17 protein-coding genes, 7 tRNA genes and 1 pseudogene are annotated in these 25,572 nt (G+C 55.0%); 3 read left to right on the forward strand and 22 right to left on the reverse strand.

Annotated features, from left to right (window positions below; translation table 11 throughout):
* Nucleotides 1–6: 6 nt before the first annotated feature.
* The 5 genes from ruvA to PAB09_RS07695 form a co-directional block, all read right to left on the reverse strand.
* A complete protein-coding gene (gene ruvA / locus PAB09_RS07675; protein ID WP_271033115.1) occupies nt 7–609 on the reverse strand; it encodes a Holliday junction branch migration protein RuvA in 603 nt (200 codons plus the stop codon).
* A 112-nt stretch (nt 610–721) separates the two neighbouring features.
* Nucleotides 722–1,384: a crossover junction endodeoxyribonuclease RuvC gene (ruvC, locus tag PAB09_RS07680; RefSeq protein ID WP_271033116.1), complete on the reverse strand. Its 663-nt coding sequence runs from the start codon at nt 1,382–1,384 to the stop codon at nt 722–724.
* A 306-nt stretch (nt 1,385–1,690) separates the two neighbouring features.
* Entirely contained in the window at nt 1,691–2,446 is a 756-nt protein-coding gene (locus tag PAB09_RS07685; RefSeq protein WP_271033117.1) for a YebC/PmpR family DNA-binding transcriptional regulator, read from the reverse strand.
* A gap of 883 nt (nt 2,447–3,329) precedes the next feature.
* Nucleotides 3,330–4,184 (reverse strand): acyl-CoA thioesterase, encoded by an 855-nt coding sequence (locus PAB09_RS07690; RefSeq protein WP_271033118.1) that lies wholly within the window; start codon nt 4,182–4,184, stop codon nt 3,330–3,332.
* A gap of 537 nt (nt 4,185–4,721) precedes the next feature.
* Nucleotides 4,722–5,030 (reverse strand): hypothetical protein, encoded by a 309-nt coding sequence (locus PAB09_RS07695; RefSeq protein ID WP_271033119.1) that lies wholly within the window; start codon nt 5,028–5,030, stop codon nt 4,722–4,724.
* Here PAB09_RS07695 and PAB09_RS07700 point away from each other — a divergent pair.
* Nucleotides 5,014–6,153, forward strand: a complete 1,140-nt coding sequence (locus PAB09_RS07700; RefSeq protein WP_271033120.1) for a hypothetical protein — start codon at nt 5,014–5,016, stop codon at nt 6,151–6,153. The genes PAB09_RS07695 and PAB09_RS07700 overlap by 17 nt on opposite strands.
* A 160-nt stretch (nt 6,154–6,313) precedes the next feature.
* Here PAB09_RS07700 and PAB09_RS07705 read toward each other — a convergent pair whose 3' ends face one another.
* From PAB09_RS07705 to PAB09_RS07775, 15 genes are all read right to left on the reverse strand, one after another.
* Nucleotides 6,314–6,778, reverse strand: a complete 465-nt coding sequence (locus PAB09_RS07705) for a hypothetical protein (protein ID WP_442873656.1) — start codon at nt 6,776–6,778, stop codon at nt 6,314–6,316.
* On the reverse strand, nt 6,772–7,860 hold the full coding sequence (locus PAB09_RS07710) for a glycosyltransferase family 4 protein (protein WP_271033122.1): 1,089 nt from the start codon (nt 7,858–7,860) through the stop codon (nt 6,772–6,774). Before PAB09_RS07710 ends, PAB09_RS07705 begins: the two co-directional genes overlap by 7 nt.
* A 234-nt stretch (nt 7,861–8,094) precedes the next feature.
* A complete protein-coding gene (locus PAB09_RS07715) occupies nt 8,095–9,078 on the reverse strand; it encodes a phosphatidylinositol mannoside acyltransferase (RefSeq protein ID WP_271033123.1) in 984 nt (327 codons plus the stop codon).
* Nucleotides 9,079–9,729 carry a phosphatidylinositol phosphate synthase gene (pgsA, locus tag PAB09_RS07720; protein WP_271033124.1) on the reverse strand — a complete coding sequence of 217 codons (651 nt, stop codon included), beginning with the start codon at nt 9,727–9,729 and terminating at the stop codon, nt 9,079–9,081. It lies immediately after the preceding gene.
* Nucleotides 9,722–10,306: an HIT family protein gene (locus tag PAB09_RS07725; protein WP_271033125.1), complete on the reverse strand. Its 585-nt coding sequence runs from the start codon at nt 10,304–10,306 to the stop codon at nt 9,722–9,724. The genes pgsA and PAB09_RS07725 overlap by 8 nt, the downstream gene beginning before the upstream one ends.
* Nucleotides 10,307–10,622: 316 nt before the next feature.
* A complete protein-coding gene (gene thrS / locus PAB09_RS07730) occupies nt 10,623–12,689 on the reverse strand; it encodes a threonine--tRNA ligase (protein ID WP_271033126.1) in 2,067 nt (688 codons plus the stop codon).
* 217 nt (nt 12,690–12,906) lie between these two features.
* Nucleotides 12,907–14,229, reverse strand: a complete 1,323-nt coding sequence (locus tag PAB09_RS07735; protein WP_271033127.1) for a Dyp-type peroxidase — start codon at nt 14,227–14,229, stop codon at nt 12,907–12,909.
* Between the two features lie 512 nt (nt 14,230–14,741).
* On the reverse strand, nt 14,742–15,362 hold the full coding sequence (locus PAB09_RS07740; RefSeq protein ID WP_271033128.1) for a copper chaperone PCu(A)C: 621 nt from the start codon (nt 15,360–15,362) through the stop codon (nt 14,742–14,744).
* A gap of 252 nt (nt 15,363–15,614) precedes the next feature.
* Nucleotides 15,615–16,262, reverse strand: a complete 648-nt coding sequence (locus PAB09_RS07745) for a copper resistance CopC family protein (protein ID WP_271033129.1) — start codon at nt 16,260–16,262, stop codon at nt 15,615–15,617.
* A gap of 864 nt (nt 16,263–17,126) precedes the next feature.
* Nucleotides 17,127–17,199 (reverse strand) — tRNA-Gly (locus PAB09_RS07750).
* A gap of 39 nt (nt 17,200–17,238) precedes the next feature.
* Nucleotides 17,239–17,310 (reverse strand) — tRNA-Val (locus PAB09_RS07755).
* Nucleotides 17,311–17,318: 8 nt separating this feature from the next.
* Nucleotides 17,319–17,389 (reverse strand) — tRNA-Cys (locus PAB09_RS07760).
* A gap of 35 nt (nt 17,390–17,424) precedes the next feature.
* Nucleotides 17,425–17,497, reverse strand: a tRNA-Gly gene (locus tag PAB09_RS07765).
* A 39-nt stretch (nt 17,498–17,536) separates the two neighbouring features.
* Nucleotides 17,537–17,608 (reverse strand) — tRNA-Val (locus PAB09_RS07770).
* A gap of 17 nt (nt 17,609–17,625) precedes the next feature.
* A tRNA-Gly gene (locus PAB09_RS07775) sits at nt 17,626–17,698 on the reverse strand.
* 650 nt (nt 17,699–18,348) lie between these two features.
* On the opposite strand from PAB09_RS07775, the gene PAB09_RS07780 reads away from it, so the two are divergent.
* A tRNA-Val gene (locus PAB09_RS07780) sits at nt 18,349–18,420 on the forward strand.
* 129 nt (nt 18,421–18,549) lie between these two features.
* Here the strand turns inward: PAB09_RS07780 and PAB09_RS07785 are convergent.
* Nucleotides 18,550–18,747: pseudogene (locus PAB09_RS07785) on the reverse strand (IS256 family transposase); the annotation flags it as partial.
* Between the two features lie 109 nt (nt 18,748–18,856).
* Between PAB09_RS07785 and PAB09_RS07790 the strand changes: the two are divergent.
* On the forward strand, nt 18,857–20,110 hold the full coding sequence (locus tag PAB09_RS07790) for an IS256 family transposase (RefSeq protein WP_271033130.1): 1,254 nt from the start codon (nt 18,857–18,859) through the stop codon (nt 20,108–20,110).
* A 412-nt stretch (nt 20,111–20,522) separates the two neighbouring features.
* Here the strand turns inward: PAB09_RS07790 and PAB09_RS07795 are convergent, their stop codons facing one another.
* Nucleotides 20,523–25,565 carry a DUF5979 domain-containing protein gene (locus PAB09_RS07795; RefSeq protein ID WP_271033131.1) on the reverse strand — a complete coding sequence of 1,681 codons (5,043 nt, stop codon included), beginning with the start codon at nt 25,563–25,565 and terminating at the stop codon, nt 20,523–20,525.
* Nucleotides 25,566–25,572 lie beyond the last annotated feature (7 nt).

Consider the following 25,572-nt stretch of genomic DNA (forward strand, 5'->3'; position numbering starts at 1 on the left):
AGACTCTTAACGCGATCCCATTAAGTTCAATGCCTTGCGCAATACCGCACCTGTGGAAAGCGACGGATCCTCTGCGACAACCGCAGCCACCGTGGCCGCGGCTTCTTTTTCCCGGAAGCCCAGGCCGACGAGCGCTTCGATGACTTGTGCTTCATTGGCAGAAGTTGCCACCGGCGTTACTCCCCGCGCCGGCGTTGCTGTTTCTGGGACCGCGTCGACTTTATCTTTGAGATCCACAATGAGGCGTTCGGCCATTCGCTTGCCCACACCCGGAATCTTTTGAAGTGCCTGTGCATCACCATTATGGATAAATGTCGATAAGTCTTGTGAGGAATACACCGCCTGCGCGGCCATGGCCAAGCGGGGACCGAGCCCAGAGACTGTCTGCAACAACATGAACATAGCCCGCGCCTCAACTGAATCAAACCCGTATAACGTGTTCGAATCTTCGCGAATGACCTGTTGCGTCAGCATGAACGCTTCTTCACCGCGATGCAGCTGGGCAAGCGTTGCCGGGGTTGCAAGAACCTCATAGCCGACGCCATTGCATTCGATGACAGCGCTTCCAAGTCCAATTTCAATGACGACTCCGCGAAGAGAAACGATCATGGGCATTCCTTATGAATTCTAGTGATGGAAATCTACACATCGAGTGTTCTCGAATTGTGCGAAAACAAATGTAGGGCGGTGACAATAGCATTAGTGAAATTATCGATCACTACTAGGGTGTGAACTTTCCTTGCCATTCTGCCGAAGTATGCAATGCACTGGACGGCTGCCCCACGCGCCGCTGCTGTTCCGCACGGATGGACTGGGCTTTTGCCTGACCAAGCAAACCTTGCTGACGTCTTCGGGCGGTCTCAGTCTCTTTCTCAATCGCCCCTTGGCGTTCGATGAGGGGTGCCCGCCAGCAATGGCATACCGCAAGCGCCAGTGCGTCGGCCGCATCGGCAGGCTTGGGAGGTTCAGCCAAGCCAAGGATACGGGTAATCATCGACGTCATTTGTTTCTTGTCTGCGCGCCCATTGCCGGAGATAGCCTTTTTTACCTCACTCGGTGTGTACATAAACACCTCAAGTTCACGCTGCGCGGCCGCGAGCATGAGTACGCCCACGCCATGCGCGGTTTGCATCACTGTGGAGACATTTCCGCGCTCAAAAACTCTTTCGATGGCAACGACATCGGGTTGATATTGATCCATCCACTCATTGACAGCGTCCGACAGTTCAAGTAAACGTCGGGGAAGATCCGCGTTGACAGGCGTGCGCACCACTCCCACAGCTATGGGCAGGACCTGCCGACCTCGACCAGCTTGAACCACGGAAAGGCCACATCGGGTCAATCCTGGATCAATTCCCATGACCCGCAAGCCTGCGATCGACATCAGCCGGATCTCCTTTCCTTAAGAGGTTTATCTCAAGCAACATCAGCAATTCCGAAAAACCCCGGTGAGATTCTCCCAAAAAAACAATCTGGACTTCATTAAACGCTGAGCCAGGTCAATCGACTGGCATCGTTTGCGCCGTTAACCACTGCGCATTCAGGGTTTTACTCGCACATTGCCGCCAACACCGCAAATTTAGCACATTTTTTCGAAATGGCTAGAAAAGCAAAAGGCACACCATCCGATGTGATCGGTGTGTGCCTTGCTGCATTGGTGGCAGCATTGGTGCAGCCCGCGGCGAGTTTTTTACTCAGCCTCGAGTTCAGCAAGTACCTCGTCGCTGAGATCCATGTTGGTGTAAACGTTTTGAACGTCATCCGATTCCTCGAGTGCATCGACCAGACGGAGGATGCGCTTGGCCTCGGCAGCACCGAGCGGAACCTCGACGGATGCGCGGAAGTCGGTCTCAGAGTCATCCACCTCGATGCCTGCTTCCTCCAGCGCGTCACGTACGGCCGGAGTATCTCCCGGCGCGCAGACGATCTCAAAACGATCGCCTAGGTCATTGACTTCCTCAGCGCCTGCATCCAGCACTGCCATCAAGACGTCATCTTCGGTCAATTCGCCCTTGGCAACAAACACGAGACCCGTGCGGGAGAACAGGTAGGACACGGCACCAGACTCTGCCATGTTACCGCCGTTCTTGGACATAGCAGTACGTACTTCGGAAGCCGCGCGGTTACGGTTGTCAGTCAAACACTCAATGAGCACTGCCACACCGTTTGGGCCATATCCCTCATACATAATGGTCTGCCAGTCAGCGCCACCCGCCTCTTCACCGGAACCGCGCTTGCGAGCGCGCTCGATGTTGTCGTTAGGTACGGAGGCCTTTTTGGCCTTCTTGATCATGTCATCGAGGGTAGGGTTCGCCGCCGGATCGCCACCACCGGTGCGCGCCGCAACTTCGATGTTCTTAATCAGCTTTGCAAATTCCTTGCCACGCTTGGCATCATTTGCAGCCTTCTTGTGCTTGGTTGTTGCCCATTTAGAGTGCCCGGACATCCTAAACCTTTCTATCAAACTTCGTGAAAACCCAACGTGGCTGGCTAAAGCCTTGCTGTGCAAAAGCACGTGCCTTTCGCCACGTGTCCTCGTTGCGCGAGCAGAAGTGGCGTGCCCACATCACGTTGCCTTAACGCCTCTGTGATCCATGCCCGACCTAGTGAGGTTTTCTTTTCTCACGATCGACGTAGGCTGCATCCGCGTGTTGCCTACCGGTTCATATTCGCCTACAGACTCATGCCCCTCATGCACGCATCAAGGTCCAAAATCGGTAGCGGTTTGCGGCGGCAACTGCCCATTTCTACCAATCGTTACATCGACAGAAATGCGACGCTGCAGTACAACGTGGCCATTATACTGCATTGTTCCCGGAAACCTCCGAACGACCACCGCTGCTCTACTCGCGGATTTCATTCCTACCGATTCCTTCCGAGCCACCAGCGTCCACCGCACTAACTGCGCCTTGAATGCCTACCCGGCAAAGTGCGCAGGTGGCGGGGACAGCTAAAGCGATGCTGTGGCGAGGATAGCAACTGAAGCTTCCCTGCTTCCGTCACACAGAAGCTGCGGACGCTGCCAGCGTCGCCAAGCATGCGAAATAAACGGAAATTTCTTTGACAACGCGGAGACTGTGATTGCGACAAACGGCTTTCCTACCGATGTTCGCCACCCCATGTTCGCCAGCCCAGGTGGCTTTTGACATCGTCGCCTTCTTAGCCCCTACAAGGTGGGTGGTACCCCAGCGCGTTGAGCGTGCCGACGGGCGAAGCTCGTCGTTGTTCCGGTCACAGAGCCAGTGAGGACAGATCACGCACGAGGCGTAGCATGGATCACCACCATTTCGGACGGGATGCCGAAAAATCGCTGATGGTGCTCCACATTCCTAGTGCTTCGGATTCTCGATCGGAATGGATTTGACTCCTTTTCGAAGGGTTCGCGTCAAACCTTCCTGCGTGACCACGGCAACCAAGTCGCCCTGCTGGTTGAAGATGCGGCCTTGAGTTAGTGCGCGCCCGGCATGCGCAGATGGCGAGATTTGATCATAAAGCAGCCATTCATCAGCACGGAATGGACGCAGGAACCACATGGCGTGATCGAGCGAAGCCATCTGCACCTTATGGTTAGGATGCGGCACGAGGGAAGAATGCAGCAGCGTCATGTCGGACATGTAGGCCAGGGTGCAGATGTGGAAAGTCTCATCGTCGGGCAGCTGCCGCTTGGATTTGATCCACACCACCTGCTGGCTTGCGGTGTACTTATTGTGTTCAAAATCCTCCGAGGGTACGACTCTGATGTCCCAGTCACCCCATTCCTCCAACAGGGCCCGTCGGCTGGCATCGAGCGGGGTGTTGAGCTCAATTTCATCGGGCATGGGAACGGCCCTCATCGCATCGGAGTGCTCGGGTCCCTCATCGTCGCGTCGATGAAAGCTTGCCTGCATGATAAAAAGCGGGTGCCCATCTTGGACCGCCGTGACCTGCCTGGAGACGAAGCTGCGACCGTCGCGAATGCGGTCGACAAGGAAGGCGGTTGGCTTGTGCGAATTGCCAGGACCGACGAAATAACCGTGGAGGGAGTGAACCCGGAATATAGGATCGACCGTCTTCGTCGCCGCGACGAGGGTTTGCGCGGCGACCTGGCCGCCGAAGGTGCGGCTGAGCATCGACTCAATAGCAGCACCGCGGTAGATGTCGGTGTCGATATATTCAAGATTGAGGATATCTTCGATAACTGGCACTTGTCATTCACTCCGCGCTGATTGGAAAGTCCCCTTTTGCTTACGTCACCGCAGTGCTGCCTCGATCCCCTTGTTTTGAGCATAAGACTCTCACGAGGACACGAGACTCTTGCATGTCAGCGCTGGGGCCGCGACCGCGTGGCCCAACGAAGACAGGGGGCAAAAGAGACACTCTGAAACTAATTCATTAACCGTGCTTCTCAACCTTACCGCCGGTTATAGGTTTTCGCTGCAACCTGCCCATAAAATCTTCGGCCTACGTAAATAATGCCCGCATCCCCAGCTTCACCGGCACGCATTCAAGTGGCAGGTAGCATCGCTTTTCTTGCTTTCCGACGACCATAGGACCCGACTCTTCCAGCCGATGCAACAACGACTGGCACGAAAAAGATATTGCACAGACACCGTTGCATTGCAGTGCTTGACCCAATTGAAAAACCAACGTGAAACCCCACTAAAGCGAACACTTCGGTGTGACTATGCCAAGCACCAGCCGCCGGGGAATGCCGAGAGCAGCAGATAGCGAATTAATAGGGGTCACGGATCACCTTCGGACTCATTGCCGCACACCCTTGGCCTGTCGTGATAGCGTCTTTTTAAACCCGCCCCCTCAGTGGGTAAAAAAAGAATTTCGACGAAAAAGATCCCTGCATTGAATACTCCCCCGCCCCAAGGCTCTTCCAGCAATGCCGCCGCCGCTCCTTCGGATTTCGACGAACCGGATGTGGCGATCCACGCATTGACTTCACAACCATCGGCATCAGTTTCGAGTAGGACGATCACGCACAAGGACTGGTGGATCTGGGCATTCTGGGCACTCACACACTGCGTGGCGCTGAAAATCATGCAGCTCAACACCATCCCCGAGGGTGATGTTCAATACTATTTCAAGGCAGCATCCGGTATCGACCCGCAGGCGATGCAGGAATACCCAGCTGTCGGAGTGTGGCCAGTTAAGGCTCTCCACTGGCTCATCGGGCACGGCATGTGGGAATTCGTAATCGCGTTCGTATTCCTGACCTTCCTTGTGGACGCCGCATTCCTGGGCGTGATCATGGCTTCGAAGACCCCCCTTAGAATTCCCGCCGCTTATGTCTGGTCTTTGTTTGCAGTATTGGCCCCACACACGCAATTCTTACGCTTAGATATTTTCACCGGCGTCCTCGTCGGCATCGCCGGTTTCGCTCTGTTTACCCGCACCACTGTTGCAGCACAGCTTCTTGCGTGGGCAACTGCCATGAAGCTTTGGCCGGGGGTATTGGCGGTTGTATTGGTCAACCGCAAGCGCATGCAGGCCGTGTGGGTTTTTATAGGTACGCTCATCGGATTGTGTGTGCTAGTCGCCCTTTTTTCTGGTTTTGACAGGCTCATCTCTCCCCTGACCTACCAAGGCGAGCGTGGACTTCAAATCGAGTCGGTTGCTGCCACCCCGTTCATGTGGCTGGCTTTCACAAAGCCGGAAGACTACCACGTCTCCTATGCCGCGTCGAAAAGTTTCGAAGTAACCGGACCCGGCGTTGCTACCGCAGCGCAGGTTTCCTCCATCGCGCTGTTGGCGGCGGTGGCCCTGTGCGCGGCGTGGGGCATTGTTTACTTGGTCTCTCACCGCCGGTGGTCACCAAAGTCCTCCTTGGCTGCAAGCATCCTGATCGTGTGCCTGATGCTCGTAACCAACAAGGTGTTTTCCCCGCAGTATGTCCTGTGGTTGGCACCGTTATGCATCGTTGCTGTGGCATATTACGGCCGCGAACGTATAGTTCAAGCAATTATGGCTCTGACAGCCGCGATGTCGTTGGTGACCTCGCAGCTTTATCCTTTCCATTACGATCCCATCATCGCCCAGCCGATTAGCGACCCGACCGGAATCTACCTGCTGATAATCCGCAACACCTTGCTGCTCATCATCACGGGGCTTTCCCTAGCCTGGCTGGTTGGCATCTGGAAACAAGAAACCGCACGTGGAAACTAACCTGTGGACGTCGGAAAGCAATGAATACCAACGCGGTCCCAGGCAATCAAGTGTCAGAAATTGGCACCGGTGCCGGCAAAAATTCCACGGTCGAGCAACCACCATGTTTGCCAACACTGCGAAACTAGTGCATGAATCTCGCTAGCAAAAACGAACCGCCCTAGAAATCGTTAAATTCGAAATACTCCGGAAGTTTGGCCGTGCCGCCGAGGCGGCATACGCGCACTCCGGTTCGGGTGCGCAATGCTCGGGTGTCAGATACGGCGTCGTTATAAAAGCGGTGCGCCAGCTGCAGGCGCGCCTGCGCATCGACAATTCGAGCCGGAGTGTTTTCTCCCATGTCAGCGATGACCCGAGACACTTCTCGCTCAGCATTCGCTCGGGCTTCAAAGGTGTCATAAGCTAGCTTTATCGACTCCGCAGCCTCAGCGATTGGCTGCGACGACGGCTCCAGAGCCGCCACCAAGGCGGCACGCTTGTCCAGTGCGGCCTGAAGAGCTTGAAGCGCGGAATCGGTACGAATATGCAACCGATTAAGCCTTTGAGCCGTGGAGAATGCCCAATAAACAATTACCGTGAGGATGACGGCAAGCAGGACAAACCACAAGGTAGACACGTCTAGCATTCCACCTTCGTCCCATCGGCTACCGTCTCATACACCCGCATGATATCGGAAACCACCACGTCCCAATCATAGATCTGCGCGCGCTGCACTCCTCTCTGAGCAAGCTCGACGCGGGCTCCGGGGTTATCAATCAGCGTGCGCAGCTTCGATGCTAAATCCGAGACGTCGCCGTTGCGGAACAACAGCCCGGCCGGATGCGGCGAGTCGGCCGCACACACAGCGGAAAAGGCCTCCAAATCGGAAGCAACCACGGCACATCCAGCGGCCATCGCTTCAACGAGAACGATGCCGAAACTTTCCCCACCGGTGTTCGGGGCGACATAAATGTCCGAAGAGCCAAGGATCTCCGCCTTTTCTTCATCGCTGACGCGGCCCGCGAAGGTAACGCCTGCCACCTCGCGAGGCTTTCCGCCACCCATCACCACAAACTCGGCAGGACGATCTAGCTGTTCCTTTGCCCGTAGCAAGATATCCAGCCCCTTGCGCGGTTCATCCAACCGTCCCAAAAAAGCGATGCGAACCGTGTCCGGATCCGACCTAATCTGCTGAAACTTCGATAGCGCTGCGACCTCCACACCGTTGGGGATAAGCACTGGATCGCCACCAAGTTGCTCGACCTGCCAGCGACGTGCCATCTCACTGACCGCGATGCCCCCGCGGATCTTCTCCAAAGAACCGCGCAGGATGGGAAGCGCCAGCTTAAGCAGTAGCGAACCAGAGCTGGAGGCGTGGTACGTGGCAACAATCGGTCCATGAGCCAGCCGAAGGCTGGCGAATGAGAAGCTAGGCGAATTCGGCTCGTGAATGTGCAAAACGTCGAACTGCCCTTCGCGGATAAATTCGCGGGCCACAGCAAAGGTGTGCGGGCTAAAGGACAAATTGGCAACCGAACCGTTGTAGGGAATTGGGATGCTTCCCCCGCCGTGTACCACAAATTCAGGAAGGTCCGTGGAGTCTGCCGCCGGGCCGAGAACTTTGACCTCGTGTCCCAAAGCTATAAGTTTCGTTGCCAGATCAAGGATGTGAGATTGTACTCCACCTGGTTGGTCGAAGGAATACGGGCACACGATTCCAATTTTCACCCTTCACATCCTCCACTTTCTACAGTTTCCCTTTCGACACGCTCGCAGCTGACCGCAGCCATGTGTGCGCAAACGCCCTTGCCGTCTGATTACCGGCATAGCCGACACATTGGCTAAGGATTATACCGAAGCCATCCCGCATGCCGTTTTTTTACAAGTACCACCTCCGGCAAGATTCGGAGCTTGACCAACTCGCGCTGAGCTGGGAGTGCCTGATTCAAACCGATAATTTTGTTAGGAAATGCCTTTTTCATAGCGTTTTTGATCGAGATCCGCCAGCCACAGTGGCTGCAGCATGTGCCAGTCCACCGGGTGCTGGCGAATGTTTTCTTCGAAATGACCCGCCATCTCCTGGATGAGACCACTTAAGGTTGTCGACTCTAAAGGCTTCGAAATAGAAGTGCCCCAGCCATCGCCTTCAAACCACGTGTGGACCACGTGCAGCGGAGCTCCTGTATCGAGGGCTAGGCGTGCCGCACCAGCGGGCATGCGGGTGGTTTCGCCAAAAAACTCCACCTCCACGCCGGATTTCTTCAGATCCCGCTCCCCTAGCAAGCATACGATGCCGCCTGCTGAGACGTCCATGCGAAGTTCCTCATAAGGACCCGTGGCACCTTCATGTGCAAGCACCTTAAAGCCCAGAGACTGCCGGTATTCCACGAATGCATCAAATAAACGCTCCGGCTTCAGGCGTTCAGCAACCGTAGTAAATTTCGAGTATCGCGAGGTCAGGAACATCCCCGCCATATCCCAGTTCCCGGTATGAGGAAGTACAAGCACCACGCCTTTACCAGAATTGATGGAGGCTTCGAGTTGATCCTTTCCGATAATGGCATCACCAAACCGTTGCACGGTCGTTGGATCGCCCGCCAGGCTGGGCAAGCGGAAAGCCTCCAGCCAATAGCGGGTATAGGAACGCATGGAGTCTCGGATCAATGCGTCGGTGACGTTGTTCTCACCTACCACGCGAGCCAAATTCTTACGCAGCTGGGGCATACCCTTGCCCTTTTTGGAGGCAATATCTGCTCCCACTCTAAATAGGGGCGCGGTGATGCCCAATGGCAAATGCGCTATCAGTTTCCACCCGGCGATGTATCCGTTAGCCGCAAGTTCTTCGCCCCAGCGCTCGGGATGTGCCAGCACCGATGCACGAAGGCCCCGGGTAACCGATGTGAAAAGGCGGGATGCCGTCTCTTGAAGTTTTTTTGCGGCGTTCATTTATTCACTAAAGTCCTTCGCCCCGGCCGGCGCCGCAATCTTTTGTTGCCCCTCAGGGGCCTGGGAGGCCATGTAGAGTCGCTGCCCCACGGTAAACACGCTGCCCACCGCGAGGACCCAGAGGCATACCTCGAGCGCATAGGGGACTCCGACGCCAGCAAGTCCGATGCCGCCAAGACCTAAGATGAGCCGCTCCGGGCGCTCGATAAGGCCACCGACCATCTTGAATCCGCTGGCCTCACCGCGAGCCTTGACATAAGAAATGATCTGCGAGGACACGATCACACTCAAGGAGGCAGCGACGAGCGCCTGGCTTGCGTTCATGGAGTAGACCAACCACCAGGTAATCGCGGCAAAGAGTGCGCCGTCTGTGATTCGGTCGCAGGTGGCATCAAGGGTGGCACCGAATTTTGTTCCGCCCCCGCGCATGCGCGCCATCGTTCCATCGACCATGTCGAAAGCCGCGAAAACACCCGACAACACCGCGGCAGCAAACAGATGACCGGTGGGAATCAAGACAACAGCCACCGCGATGGTGGCAACGGTTCCGATCAGGGTAACCGCATTCGGGCTAAACCCCACCTTTATCAATCCACGTGCAACGGGCTCAACAACCACAGCTGCGGGCTTTCTTCCGTGAACACTAAGCATGGCATTCTCCTGGGGCGTCCGGCATGTTCATCCACGTTTCCGCGAGCAGACGGCGCGTGTCGCGCAGCAGCTGCGGCAAGACCTTGGTGCCGTCGACGATTGTCATGAAGTTGGAGTCACCATTCCACCGTGGCACGATGTGCATGTGTAAATGGTCACTGACCGACCCGCCGGAGGACTTACCTAGGTTAAATCCAGCGTTAACCGCGTCAGGGTTGGAGGCAGACTTTAAAACCTTGATGGCCGTTTGCGCATAGAGCATCAATTCACTTGACTCCTCAAGGGTCAGGTCCTCAAGGTTGGCGACTTGACGGTAGGGAACAACCATCATGTGCCCGGAGTTATAGGGGAAGAGATTCAGCAGCACGTATACCAATTCACCACGTGCGACGACGAGACCCTCCTCATCGCTTAACTTCGGGATCGCGGTAAAGGGATTTTCCTTCTTTTTTGGCTTCGAGGCGTCACCGTCCTGACTCCCAACCCTGTTGGTGATGTAGCTCATTCGATATGGCGCCCACAAGCGTTCAAGGCGATCCGGAATTCCTACTCCGGTATCGATGTATTGATCACTCAACTGCTTTACCCCTTGCTGAAGAATAAGAAATTTTACGGTCAACCCCAGGTTCAATTCGCCTCGTGCGGCGAAGAATCGGAATACCCGAATACTCACTTCTTCTGGTCATCGCTTACTTCTTCGCATCTGGATCCTTTCCACGCAGCAATGCTTCCAATCTCGGGCCAGCAGCAACTCGACAACTGCGAACTCGCACGCCACGCCGTGGAACTCTTGCTCGTGCATGAGGAATCAATGTGCCACATGAAAAAGGGCGGGAAGAAACGTGGGTCCTTGCTTCTTCCCGCCCTCATAGCTTCAAGCAGCCTTTAAAGTCCTAGTCCAGCTTAGCGGAAACGTTGGCTTCTGTCGGCTGATCATTGACTCGGTTGCTAATCCAATCAGCGATTATTTCGACCGCCTTATCAACGTCAACTCCATTGATCTGCGTTCCGTCAAGGAAACGGAAACTCACCGCGTTGGCCTCCACATCGCGTGCACCGGCAAGCAGCATGAAGGGCACCTTTGCGGTGGTGTGGTTGCGGATCTTCTTCTGCATACGATCATCGGAGGTATCCACATCGGCACGAATGCCACGAGTCCGTAGCTTCGCGGCCACCTGCTCTAGGTGCTCGGAGAAGGTCTCCGCAACCGGGATGCCGATGACCTGGTGCGGTGCCAACCACGCGGGGAAGGCGCCGGCATAGTGTTCTAGAAGCACGCCAAAGAAACGCTCGATGGATCCGAACAATGCGCGGTGAATCATGATAGGACGCTTCTTTGTTCCATCAGAAGCGGTGTACTCCAACTCGAAGAGCTCAGGCAGGTTGAAGTCCAACTGGACAGTAGACATCTGCCACGTACGACCAATCGCATCGCGGGCCTGGACGGAAATCTTCGGACCATAGAATGCAGCACCTGCCGGGTCTGGAACCAGTTCCAGACCGGACTTCTCGGCCACAGACTCCAAGATGCCAGTCGCCTTCTCCCAGATCTCATCTGATCCGACGTATTTGTTCGGATCCTTGGTGGAAAGCTCAAGGTAGAAATCATCAAGACCATAATCTTTCAGCAAGGAGATGATGAATTCCAGAACCGAGGTCAACTCAGCTTCAAGCTGATCCTCCGTGCAATAGATGTGGGAATCGTCCTGTGTGAAGCCGCGAGCTCGGGTCAGGCCATGCACCACGCCGGATTTCTCGTAGCGATACACGGTGCCAAACTCAAACAAGCGAAGTGGCAGTTCGCGGTAGGAGCGACCGCGGGAGGCGAAGATGAGGTTGTGCATCGGGCAGTTCATCGGCTTGGCATAGTAATCCTGAGGCTGCTTGATGCAGTGGCCATCCTCGTCGTACTCGCCGTCGAGCTGCATGGCCGGGAACATTCCATCCTTGTACCAGTCCAGGTGACCGGATTTCTTGAACAAATCACCTTTTGTGATATGTGGGGTGTTCACGAAGGAATAGCCAGCCTCCAAGTGGCGGCGACGGGAGTGCTGCTCCATCTCCATGCGCACGATTCCGCCGTTGGGGTGGAACACGGGGAAGCCGGATCCAATCTCGTCGGGGAAGCTGAAAAGGTCGAGTTCGTTGCCGAGACGACGGTGGTCACGCTTCTCGGCCTCCTCCAGCATGTGCTGGTATTCCTCGAGCGCTTCCTTGGACTCCCATGCAGTGCCGTAGATGCGCTGCAGCCCTGCTTTGGACTGATCCCCTCGCCAATACGCAGCGGATGAACGCATGAGTGCAAAGGCTGGGATGTACTTGGTGGTCGGTACATGCGGTCCGCGACACAAGTCATACCACTCGACTTCACCGGTGCGCGGGTTGACGTTGTAGTAGCCGGTCAGCTCGCCAGCGCCAACTTCGGTCGCCTCATCGGAGTCTGGATCGACCGAACCCTTGTCCTGGATGAGCTCCAACTTGTATGGCTCATTCGCCAGCGCCTCGGCAGCCTCTTCCTGGCTGGCGTAGACGCGTCGCTCGAACTTCTGTCCCGACTTGATGATCTTCTTCATTCGCTTCTCCAGCGTCTGAAGATCCTCAGGCGTAAAAGGCTGTGCCGCGTCGAAGTCGTAATAGAAGCCGTTCTCAATGGCTGGACCGATACCGAGCTTTGTGCCTGGGAATTCCGCCTGCACAGCTTGCGCAAGCACATGTGTACAGGAGTGACGAATGACGCTGCGGCCTTCCTCGGTGTTGGCCGGGACAGGCTGGAACGAAGCCTCGGTGTCCGGGACGAAGGACAGATCCTTGAGCTCACCGTTCGTGTCCTTAACACAAACAATGGCCTCCGGGCCCTTGTTGGGAAGTTCCAAATCCCGCATCGCCTCGCCGACCGCAGTTCCGGCAGGAACCGAGAAGAAGGCGTGCGGGTTGGCCTGCGCCTGAGCAACATGTGCCATGAATTCGTGCTCCTTTATGCACTTTGTGCCCGCGTCATACCTGGACGCAAGGCAGCTCAACGTAAATGAGGGCTGTTTGGCCTTAAGTGATGCGACCGACATTCGAAACCTGAGCACGCATATCCGCGCACTCAAGCCTTGGGCAAGCCCCGCGACGGCTTTGTTCGAGGCCGGCGTATTGTACGAAAGACGTAAACGCTGACCAGTCTACAGGCTCTTACTCAGCCTTCAGTAGTGAGCCACCCCAATATCCTTCGGATGAATGAGTGCCTGGCATGATGGCGTAGATCGCAGAACCGATGTGCGTGATCCATTCGTTGAGGCGGTCGGAGGCATCCAGCCGCTGTTGGATAGGGATGAACTGCTTGCGCGGATCTTTTTGATAGCAACAAAATACCAATCCCGCGTTGCTAAGCTGCTCGCTTCCCGGCTCCGGGGGCAGGTTGTAGTTATAGGAACGCCGTAGAATTCGATCTTCCTTATTCTCATCGTGAGCCGTGGCCAGAGCCATGTGGGAATTGACATCAATGACGGGAATACCGTAACTATCAAGCGCGTCGTAGTCCGGATCATCAAACTCATCACTGCCAGTCAAGGGGGCACCATTGTCTAGCTTGCGGCCCATGACGTTTTCGCGTGAGGTTCGATCGAGCATTTCCCAGGTATCGAGGTTCATGTTTATACGGCGTACGACGAGACAAGAGCCTCCCCGCAACCATTCTGGAGAGTCATCCTTGTCATCAATCCACACCTGGGCAGAAAACTGCTCATCGTTTCGAGGGTTGACGGTGCCATCGATTTGGCCGAAGAGGTTACGCGGAGTTGCCCCTTCCTCACGCACGCCAGGCGCATTAAGGAAACCTTGCTGGAACCATTTCGTAGACACATACGTCGCGGCCGACCGTGTCATATGCCGAGCAACGAACGCATTTTGCAAGGGGTCGTCGCTGCATATCTGCAGGACTATATCGCTTTGCCCCCATTGTTCCTCTAGCTTGTCCTTGCTAAAAACCGGGAGTGGTTCCAGCCAGCTTGGTCTTTGATCTTGCTTTCCGACGATGTCGAAAAAGCGCGGCCCTACTCCGAGTGTGACGGTGAGGTTAGCTGGAAGTACGCTCAGCTCTGGCTCTAGGGAACCTGGTGGATTCTTCCCCTGGGTGAGACTGCGTGCATCTTCCGTCCACAACCTCATGAGACGCTCGACCGCCGCGAGATCAGCACCCGCCCGCAGATCGAACCCGATCAATGTAAGAAAACCCGGAGCCGGGGTAGCAATACCAGCCTGGTGCTCCCCATCAAATTCGACCGTCTTCAACCCTGCCGCCACAGCAGTATCTGTTGCTGCGCCGCTTGCTTCGGTTGCAGCATCATCTTCTGAGGCACACGCGCCAAGCGCGCCAGCGCCGAGGAAGGCTGCCCCGCCGAGCACAAAGTTGCGCCGAGAAAGCTTCCATTTGTTGCCAAGGCCATTCACCGAACTCGGCTTCAATTCGCCTGGATCTGCCGGTGGTTGAAACTGATCACCCGTCACGAAAATCATCTCCATCCTTGCCCTTTATTCGGGCCTTTTATCACCATGTGACAGCACCGTTGTGTCAATGTTGCTGCCATTGACGTCTAACCGAGAAGTTCGGACCACACCCGCATCAAGAGGACAACCTTGGCGTCGGAAAGCACGACGCTAAACAACTATGAATACAGTGACCACCATGACCACCATGACCACAGGCAGCCACTGTAAGTCTTTGTTACCTACGGCATCAATGTGTTAGATCATAGGAAAAAGGAAGCGAGGCAATCTTAAACTTTTTAATACTTCTCGAAGCACCTTGTATGTCTAGGCTCTACATAAGGATGAGGCTCGGCCACAGTGTATGAACAACCGAAAGAATAACGTTCTTCGGCTATGTCTACCTCACACCATCGCAAGACACCCTCGCCTGCCGTCCCTAGAGCCCAGACTATCGCTTTTACCCGGCAGGTTTGAACCAAACACCTGCCGGGCTGGCATCGCAGCGGCATATTCTGCTGGATACCCCACCAAGTGGGCTCTTAGTGAGCCATCTCCGACATTTCAGCCATGCCGGACTCGGTGGTAGACATGTCCATACCACCGCCATAGTTTTCCTCACCGGCTGCGAGGTCTCTCACTGGAAGGTCAGCTACCTCAATCGTTTCACCATTCGACAGGGTCACAGTGATGTCCACGGTGTCGCCGGCCAAAATCGGGGTGGGAACATCGAGAAGCATCATGTGCTCGTGACCCGGCTGCAAAACCATCGACTGCCCTGGCGGGATGTCAAAGCCGCCTTCTTTCATCTGCATGACACCGTCAACGACCTCATGCAGCTCATATGCACCGGCATCAACAGAAGCCGTGAAAGAAGCGACGTTGACGTTTTCATCCGTATTATTAGTGAACACACCGAAAATACCCGTCATGGTCTTGCCTTCCGGCATTGCCTTGACGTAGCCGTCCGTGAAGGTCACACCTTCCTCAGCATTCGAAGCAGATGCAGTAGTGGTTGCAGGAGCCTTCGTGGTCACTGCGGCGGAAGTTGCGGTTTCCACCTTGGCGTCTGAGTCATTCTGAGAGTTGGAACAACCAGCCAGAAGCAAGGAAGCGACAGCGATGGTGCCTAGAGCGTACTTAGTGCGACGGGACGTGAACAAAACAAACTCCTTGATATGAAATACGATTGAATACGTTGGGAAGAAAATGAAATGCGACTTCCATGGAAGTGGCGTAGCTTTTCAGCATCCGCTTCGGTTTTAGCTCATACTGCTGTGCGAATCAGCCATTCCGAGAAAAGGTGCGCATACAACGGGGCAAAGTCTCGACCTGGTGGGCATTCCCAAAGCCACGCAGCATGTAAGCGTAACGCCAGCTGAAGGCCTGGGCAGAAACATGTGAATTCACTGGAATCAGCCCTGCTTCTTACGGCTGACAGCCACCACGATGGCACCGATGACTACCACCGCTGCAATCACTCCACCCCACAAGCCGATCTTTGAGCTCGACTCCTCTGCATCCGCTTGCACAACAGATGCGGCAGATTCCGTGCTCGATTGTTCCGCAGACACCGAGGACGATCCTTCCGAGGCAGTGCCTGACGTGGCACCACCACTTCCTTCGACGGTAAACGAAATCTTGCCGCGCGTGGCGTGACCGTCGGACGAAGTGATTTGGAAACCAACGTTGTATTGGCCATCCCCAGCATGAACACCACTGGGCACCGCCAACGACAGCTGCGTACCGCTGAGGGTTGGTTCCCCAGAGAACAGCACCTCACCATCTTGGTTAGTCACCGCCATGGTGTTGAAACCCTCCTTGGGATAAGAGGAAAAGTCGAGGGTGATCGTCTCTGGAAAAACAGCCAGCACCTCACCGTCGGTGGGCGAGCCGCCAACAACAGCGTCGTGAGCGAATGCCTGCGGCTCGGCGCCAAGCCCCACACATCCAAGACCGAGCGTGCCCGCTGCCACAGTGGCTGCGGCTAGGACGCGTGCTGGGCGCAGGTTGTGTGGGCGCATCTGGTGATCCATCGTTCTCCTCGTGTTCTTTGAAACCATACTTTACAGCGAGATGTTATAACCAACTTTCGTTGACCATGACATCGCACCAAAAGTTGCTTCGCCAAACAACATGGGCAGCGGTTGCCGCTCTCCCGGTTTGCATTTCTTCCCCATCACGCGGGGACCGACAGTTGAATATAACCCCTGTGAAAGGGTCAAGGATTAGTCGCAGCGGCAACGGAGAAAGTTCCCTCCATTTCGTTTGCACTACCCCCGCCACCGTGCCTGCTCACTCGTCCCGAAGCCACAATCTGAAGTCATTGGTGTCGAATGTTGCCAAAACAGCTAAATGGAAATTTAACGCAACAACCACCCGAAAGCTTTCATCACATCCAGCCACCACACCACCGAGCGCCGACATTCGTACCGCTTTGCTTGAGCAAAAACCCAGCCAATAAATGAACAAGTTCCAATACCCCCGAAGGCAGGGAAATACCCGGTACCGGTGACACTTTTTAGGCAATGCTACCCACAATCGGCACAAGGATTCATGCACGAAATTTGTCGAGATTCTCGTCCCATTTGGCTTCTTATTCACCGCGCCGTACCGGGCACCCAGTGCGAGGTCACCAGCTTCCCCCACTTCTTATGGCGGGGTTGTCGAAGCCAGCTCTCACTTCAATGACAACCACCGTCTCAGCCCGCGAGAAACCCGATCCTTCTACCCAAGGACCTCATGCCCCATCATTGCTTCCCGACGTTTCCTCGCACGTACCCGGCTCCCGTTTTTGCCACCGTACTTTGGTGACGTCAACGTGGGACGTTTCCCTACATACCCGGCTCCCATCCTTGGAAGCCCCACCCCACAACAAGCCCTGTCGACACAAAAAGGCGCCGGTTTCCCGGCGCCTTTTTACCTTGAGCGGATGACGAGACTCGAACTCGCGACCCTCACCTTGGCAAGGTGATGCGCTACCAACTGCGCTACATCCGCATAATCCATTTTTCGAAGAGTCCGGATTAGAAGACTCTGTGCGCGATACTGGGATTGAACCAGTGACCTCTTCCGTGTCAGGGAAGCGCTCTCCCGCTGAGCTAAACGCGCTTGCTGCGAGGTGGAAACGGGAATCGAACCCGTGTGCACGGTTTTGCAGACCGTTGCCTCACCACTCGGCCATTCCACCGCGGCGTTACCGCCTCCAGTATGAAAACATACCTGAGCGGATGACGAGACTCGAACTCGCGACCCTCACCTTGGCAAGGTGATGCGCTACCAACTGCGCTACATCCGCATAATCCATTTTTCGAAGAGTCCGGATTAGAAGACTCTGTGCGCGATACTGGGATTGAACCAGTGACCTCTTCCGTGTCAGGGAAGCGCTCTCCCGCTGAGCTAAACGCGCAAAACGCTTTCGCGTTGAGCGGATGACGAGACTCGAACTCGCGACCCTCACCTTGGCAAGGTGATGCGCTACCAACTGCGCTACATCCGCACGCACACTAACTGGTGCGAGACAAAACATTAGCCGGTTGCCACCATGTTGCACAAATCCCCAGTTCACACATGTATTAAACAGAGATAATCACATTGCTGTCATTGCCAGGTTTGCTGATGCCCTGCCGCAGCACCCAACTCAAGGGTTTGCAATATTCCAACCCTGACATACGCAGCCAGTGAAGGTTTCGGAGCCCAGCTCCTTTCGTTTCCGCTATTTCCAAAGAAATGGGCAGCCCTTAGAGTTAGTCCTACATCAAAATGGCATGCAGACTGAGGTTTGGTTTGCAGCCAATCCCGTTGGATCTGATCACCCTCGTTTCTTTTCGGGACGTGGCGTAGTCGACTCACCTCTGCGCCCCTTCGACGGCTTCGTGCACGAAAAATTGCACCAGAGGGCTCCATTTCGCCTCCACCGCCCCACCCGGAACGGCCTTCGCTCAGCTTGTTGAAAAGTAATGGATTCCATCACGAAAAGGCACTTCCTACTCCCCCCGCTTCTTGCAGCTGCGTCGATCTTCCATCCCAGCATTCGCTGAACCCTGTTCCTTAATCCCTTCAAAATGCGCTCCAAGCTGCGGATTGCTAGTTTTACACAGATTCGTGCTAGATTCATTCGTGCTGAGAGGATGACTGATTCTTTCCTTTGGTTCTATGGCTCAGTGGAAGAGCGTTCCGTTCACACCGGAAAGGTCGCTGGTTCGATCCCAGCTAGAACCACAACCAGGCCCCGCCACCACCCCCGGTGAGCGGGGTTTTCGCATGTCAAAGCCCAGATTGCCTAAACTTGCGGCTTAAGTAGCAAAATGTGTGTCCGGTCGGCGTGTCGTCGGCCGGACACTTTTGCGTTTATCTGATGGTGCCCTTTTGTATGCCGATGTTGTGTTGGTAGTCGGTTGGGATAGCGTTGTCGTAGAGAGCTGGTCGGCCTGTTTCCTGGTTTGCTTGGTTCTCGTTTGGTTGGGTCAAGACTGTGACTTTGGCGAGTGCGTCTTGGCCGAAGCGTTGCTGCCTGGCGATTTCTAGTGGATCGTCGGTGACGTCTGTTAGCGTGGTGTATCTGTAACTGCCGGTGACGACCCCCATGAACACATGAGGCGACCACCGCAGTACCTTTCGACTCAACTCCTACATATCCTCGAAAGGACAACCCACGATGGCCGCTGGACCCTATTCTATCGACCCGACAACCTACCTTGACGAATTGCTCGCCCAAGCATCCCCGGATCTGATGCGCGAGATGCTTCAAGGCTTCATCAACCAGATCCTGTCCACCCAGGCTGACCAGGTGTGCGGCGCCGACTACGCCACCGTGTCTCAGGACCGGGTTAACACCCGCAACGGATACCGCCACCGCGACTTCGACACACGCGTGGGCACCATCGACGTTGCCGTGCCCAAACTCAGAACCGGGTCGTTTTTCCCCGACTGGCTGTTGGAACGTCGCACCCGGGCCGAAGGAGCCTTGACCACCGTGATCGCCACCTGCTACCTCAAAGGCGTGTCGACCCGCAGGATGAACGACCTGGTTGCCACCTTAGGGATCAACAATCTCTCAAAGTCCCAGGTATCAGAGATGGCCAAGGATCTTGATGTCATGGTCGAAGACTTCCGCACCAGACCCCTTGATACCGGCCCCTACCTCTACGTTTCCTGTGATGCACTCACGATGAAGGTCCGCGAAGGCGGGCGAGTGGTCAAGACTTCTGTCCTGTTGGCCACCGGTGTCAACGCCGAAGGCTACCGGGAATTACTCGGCATGCAGGTCGCCACGAGTGAGTCTGTGGCGTCGTGGACGGGTTTCTTCCGGGATTTGAAGGCCCGAGGGCTCAACGAGGTCTATTTGGTGACCAGTGATGCTCACTTAGGCATCCAGCACGCGATTGGTGAGGTGTTGCCGAATGCCTCCTGGCAACGGTGTCGCACGCACTTTTCCAACAACCTGTACGGGATGGTGTCGAAAACGCAATGGCCAACATCGTCGGCGATGTTCCACACGATTTTCCAGCAGCCGGATGCGGAATCTGTGTGGGCTCAGGCCAAGGATGTGGTGGAGTTCTGTCAACAGAAGTTCCCGGATGTGGCTGATTACCTGGAAGAAGCCCTGGATAAGCTGCTGGCGTTCACGCAGTGCCCGAAGGCGGTGTGGACCAAGGTCTGGTCGAATAACCCGACCGAGAGGCTCAATCGTGAGATCCGCCGGCGCACTGATGTTGTTGGGATCTTCCCGAACCGGGATGCGGTGATCCGTCTGGTCGGGGCTGTCCTGGCGGAGCAGCATGATGATTGGATCCAGCAGAAGCGGTACATGTCGTTGACGAGCTTGGAGCAGACCAGGGTGATGATGACTGCGAACATCATCGATTCGGACGATATTAATTCTGAGATCATCCGGAAAGATGTGGCATGAGCCAGAGTCAGTATTTAGCTCGTGATAGTCCGTGAGGGCGTTACGCTACTTGTTTTATCGAAAGAGCAGATACACCACTCCCGCGGACTTGACCCAAAACAAGGGTCTGACTCCGATGTTAAATCAGAGTCAGACCCTTGAGTTGTCTTTACCTAGAAGCTACCAAAGTAGCTTGCAGGTTTAGATTGGCTTTGGGATGTCAATTCCACCAGCTGGATCGCTACTGCCGAAAGTTGCGCTTCCGACTGGACCCAGTGCTTCGTAAAGCCAGATAGCGAGGTCTACCCCCCAGTCGACGACCGAAGAGCCGACGTACTGGATGTCTTCGATGTTAATTCCGATTGGAATCATACTTAACATAGTTTCCCTCCTTTCCTACTTAATAGTTGTTTCTTAATTGTTGGGGCCTGGTTTAGGCTTCTTTGTTTCCGCGACCGCGAAGTGCCAACCATGCACCACCGACTAGCAGCAGCAGACCTGCGCCTGCAACGCCGAGTACGGATGCACCGGTGTTAGCCAAGCCGCCGCCCTTTGAACCGGAAGGTCCGTCAGATGGCTGGCTTGGGCCAGAACCTGGAGACTTCGGAGTGTCACCTGGCTCACCTGGCTTGGAAGGCTCACCTGGAGTTGGCGTATCTGGGGTTGGAGGTGTTGGGGTGTGGTCACCTGGGAAGATAGGAATTGGGATGATGATCAGACCGTTAGCGCTGGTCTTGTTTTCCAAGGACAGCTTAACTGGGTCGTTTGCTTCACCGGTCAATTCAACAACTACGCCGGTCTCAGAGCCTTCCAGCTCAGAGATGTTGGCGGAGCCGCCCACAACCGTCCAGAGAACCTCTGCCCACTTGACGTTGGAAACGTCGGTGGTTGCACCGGTTTCTTCGAAGGTGATCTCCGTGTTCAGTGGGAACGAAGGCTTACCGTCGATAATAGATGCATCGCAGTTTGCTGGTTCTGGGTGTACTTCTGCCTGCTGGCCAGGAACTACATTCAGGATGCAGTGGCGGTCATTGCCGTCTACATCGGTCCACGAAGCAGTGACCTGAAACAGTGCGTTCTCATCCTTGGTTACAGCGTTGCCCTTTGTACCGGTGACAATCTTGTCAACGTCAACGGTCGTGGTTGGGATAACGCGGTTGTGGATTTCAACCTCGGTGACTTCATTAGCTTCGATGTCAGCTGCTGGTGCGTCGGCGGATTCACCATTGACGATGTAGTCAATCTGGGTGCTCCAGTCGATACCTGGCAGTGGCTTCGGGGTCAATTCGCTGAAGGTGACCGTGGTGCCCTTAGGCAGAACCTTGTCAGATTCCCACTTGAAACCGTTAGCAGCGTTTAAGGTGATGATGTCACCAACAGCGATGCCTGCATCTGCTGAAAGTTCCTTGCCGGCTGGCAGTTCGATGTTCTTGATGGAGACCTCAAACTCAGCGCCTTCTGGCAGGTTAGCTTCTGCAGCTGGGATACCGGCACCAGATTCATCAGTGATGATGTACTTCTCGTAAGAGATAGCACCTGGTGCCCACAGGGCTTCGTTGCTTACTGTAACGAGGCGACCCTCTTCTGGGTTATCGGAAATGATTCCGGTGTAGCTTCCATCCGGGTTCGCCTTCAACCAGGACTCACCAGTTGGGTCAGTGCCCCAGGTGATGTTGCCCCACTCGACGCCTTCAACTTCTGGCAGTTCGAGTTCGGTAAAGGTGATTTCAGTGCCTACTGGCAGCTTCTCCGAGAGCGCGGTTGCCTCGTTCTGATTAATAGTCAGGGTCTCTGACTTGTACTCAGTACCAGACTTCCAGGTTGCCTTGACGGTGAACTCAACGTCTTCTGGCACAGCTTCAGCAGCTTCGCCTTCGACAGACTTGATAACACGCATGGTGCCATCGTTCTTATCGACGTAGTTCTTCAGCTTAACGTTCTTCACGTCCTTGCCGATGGTTACTTCGCCAAGGTTGTTTTCGCCGACAGTGACGTCACCAGACCAAGCTGGAACGCCCCATGCCAGACCGTTACCGTTTTCCGGAAGGATTTCTTCCAAGGTTACAACGGTGCCGTTCTTCAGGTCTTCGCCGAAGTCGACGGAGCCGTTCTTTGGAACCTGAAGTTCCTTGCTCTGGGACGCACCGTTTTCATCAGTCCACGTTGCGCGGACAAGGAAGGTGTCAGGAACATTGCTGTTGTACTGCTCAGGCCCCTCTAGCTTCTTCTCAATCTTGAAGGTGCCGTAGGTGTCGTTAGCCTTGTTCATCAGCTGAACCGTAACATTCGGGCTTTCCTGGGTGATAGTGATTTCATCACCTGGTACAAACTCTGGGTCGCCCCAGGTTACCTGGTCGTTGTCAGCAGGACGAGCCTCGCTGAACTTAACGATGGTTCCGACCTTGAGGTTAGGGATGGTAGCTTTTTCGCTATTTCCAAGCACAAGAGTCTGCTGAGTCTTGGTGCCGTCTGGGTTGGTGATGCGAGCTAGAACCTCGAAGGATTGGTTACCAACTGCATCAGCTGCCTTGCCTACTACTTCCTTAGAGATGGTTGCGCTGCCCAGGTTAGCCCGGTTGCGCAGTTCCACCTCAATGTTTTCACGTGGCTTAATAGCGATGATAGCTTCAGAGCCATCTTCACTAACGGTCACGCCGTCCTTCTTGGAGTCAACGAAACGGCCTGGTTCGAAAATGAAGCCAGAGTCCTCTGGGAATCCAACCTCGGTCAGACGGATCTGCCAGTTGTTACCACGAGCGTAGTGTCCGGAGACTGGAGTGCCGTCTGCCTTCACCTTGATTTCGTAGCGCTGAACCGGAGTTACCGATGCATCGGTCAGATCAGCTGGAACCAGCTTGCCGTCTTCATCACGGACAGGTGCGAATTCCTCAACGAGAACGGTGAATTCAGCGTCTTCACCGAAGTCTGCGGAGCCACCTGCTTGAGCCTTGAGCAAGCTGAAGGAACCGCGGGATACGCCGTTTCCATCAGCGCCGCCGTTCCAGTCTTGCTTAACGCTATGGCTCAGGGTCTCACTAGTTGCGCGTGCAGAGTTAGAGTACTCAGTGCCCTGCGCATCCAGCCCTCCACTGGAAGTACACAGCGTGTAGCTGATGTAGTAGGAGAAGTCGCGGCTGAAGTGTGCTTCGCCGAACGCGTCTGCATCCAAGGTAAAGGTCAGCTGGTTGCCATCAAGTTCAACGGCAGTTGCACCAGTGAGGTCTTGCGTAGCGATGCCACCGCCGCTGACGAAGTCACGTGCTTCCAGCTTGAAGTTCAGACGCTCTTTCAGGTCCTTGCCGTCTGCTTCGCAGACCGCCTGGGTATCGGAGAACTCGTCGGTGACTTCGAGGGTTTTTGCATCCTCAAACTTCTGTCCATCAACGCGGATGGTCCAATCAATGGTGGTACCAGCTGGCTGGGTCTCTCCGCCTACTTCCTTAGCTTCCTTGTTCAAGTGACCAGACTTGTTTTCGGTCACTCCTGGGGACTTGGTAGTAGCGGACAGGTCTGCACCATTAAATTTTGCCGAGTTACTAAACTCTGTATCTGGATCTGGGATGCCACCAGTGGTCAGGCAGTTGGAGTAGGTGAAACGGTAGTTCTTTTCCGGATTGAATTCGAAGCCGTTCCACGTAATCGTGGTATCGAATCCTTCCGCACCTACAGCAGCAACGTCCTTAACACCGGTAAAGTTGCTCGTGATCTGAGACCAGCCCTGCTCAAAGCGATTTTCATCTTCGTTCCATACTGGACGCTGACTCTGCTCCCACACAGTGATGTTCAGGCCGCCTTCGCAGACTTCCTGGTTAGCGCCAAAAACATCCTTCAAGGTGATTTTATCAATGTTTTGCAGCTTCGCACCGTGCTGGAAGATATTCCAGGTTGCCTTCTGGAAACGCTCAGTTCCGCCAAGGAGGCTTCCCTGCTTGCGCAGTTCAATAGGCTTCCAGTCGGTGTACCCACCGATGATGCCGTTGTAGTGCTGGCCGTCAATAATGATGGAGTTAGAGAAATCGCCGCCTTCAAGGCCGTCTTTGGTGATCAAGAGATCATTAACGGTACAGGTGACGTACTCCAAGGTGTATAGGTAATCCGAACGGAATTCCTCACCCGGGTTAAGCGTCACGGTCAGCGCGTTGCCACTTATGGTCAGCTTACCGATTTCGCTCTGGCTTCCTGGACGACCGCCAAGAAGCTTGTTCTGGCCAGGACGGCAGAATTCCAGGTACTCCGAAAGTTCATCATTCAAAACTACGGTTCCGGTTTCGTCCTCATCGAGGGCGACCAGCAGTGGACCTGCGATATCAACAGACCACTTAATCGAGGTGCGGTCTTCAAGAACCGAGCCGGACTTCCCGGTCTCCAGCGGTCCAGAGCCGTCATCGATGCCGCCGCCATCACCAGGAAGTTGGACCTTTACGGTATCTCCGGGGATCGAAAATTCTAAGGACTCAGCATCGGTGTATGTAGTAGCAGTTGCTTCAATCCACCAGGTACCGCCAACGTTTTCCTTACCGGCAACAGAATCATCGAGAGTACACGTAAAGGTGTTGTCATTATTGACTACGCAATTACCGATAACTTCGCCCTCTTCGACATCACCAGAGCCATCGGCTACAACGTCAAAGGAAAAACCCGCTGGGATCGAAAGCTCTTGTGGGAAACCAACGCTAAAGGTTTCCCCACCCGCAAGAGTCGAGGTAGCTTTCCACGAACCCTCGACGCGAGCTTTCTGGCCGACCTGCAACTGCGTTTCTGGATCAGTGATCGGGCTATTGGTAATTCGGTCTACGAAAACCTCAATTGGGCTATCCGCAGCAGCCTGAAGGTTCATACGCATAGCCTTCGGTGCCGACTTTGCAGGAGTCAAAGCTTCTGGCACGTCTACAGCAACGTCTGCGTCTCCGTCCTCGGAGGTACGGAAATTAACAGTCTTGGTGTTAATTTCTTCAGCCAGTTCAGCTTCTACTTCCCACTCGCCGGTCGGCTGATCCGTGGTGTCGTAGGAGAAACCATTGACATCGCCATCAAGTGCTTCAAAGTCAGGCTCCAGAGAACTTTCGTCCAGCTGCAATGCCTGTGGCAAGGTTACCCAAAAAGAGGCGCCCTCAGATGCATCGCTTGTCGATGCATTCCAAGTACCACTAATGGTCACCTTCTCGCCGACCTCAACTTTTTTAGCATCCCCAGAAGCTTGAATCTCTTCGATCTCAACTACAATATCGGAGTTGTAACCCTTGTTGACTTCTAAGGGTTCTGGAGCTGCTGAAGTACCGTCACCAGTGTTTCCTGTGTCCGCAGCCGGAGCTTCAGGCTGCTCTACATCAATTTTCTCGACGGAGGTATCTGCGGTCTCCGAAGCGCCAGGTGCGTCCTCCTCCTGCGCTGTCGCCTGTGAAGGAGTGAACGTCAGCATGCTGAGGACCAGGGCAATAATGCCAAGGATCGTCGCCAATGCAACCCACGGAGCCACCTCCTCT

The sequence above is a fragment of the Corynebacterium sp. SCR221107 genome (assembly GCF_027886475.1).
Lineage (GTDB): Bacteria > Actinomycetota > Actinomycetes > Mycobacteriales > Mycobacteriaceae > Corynebacterium.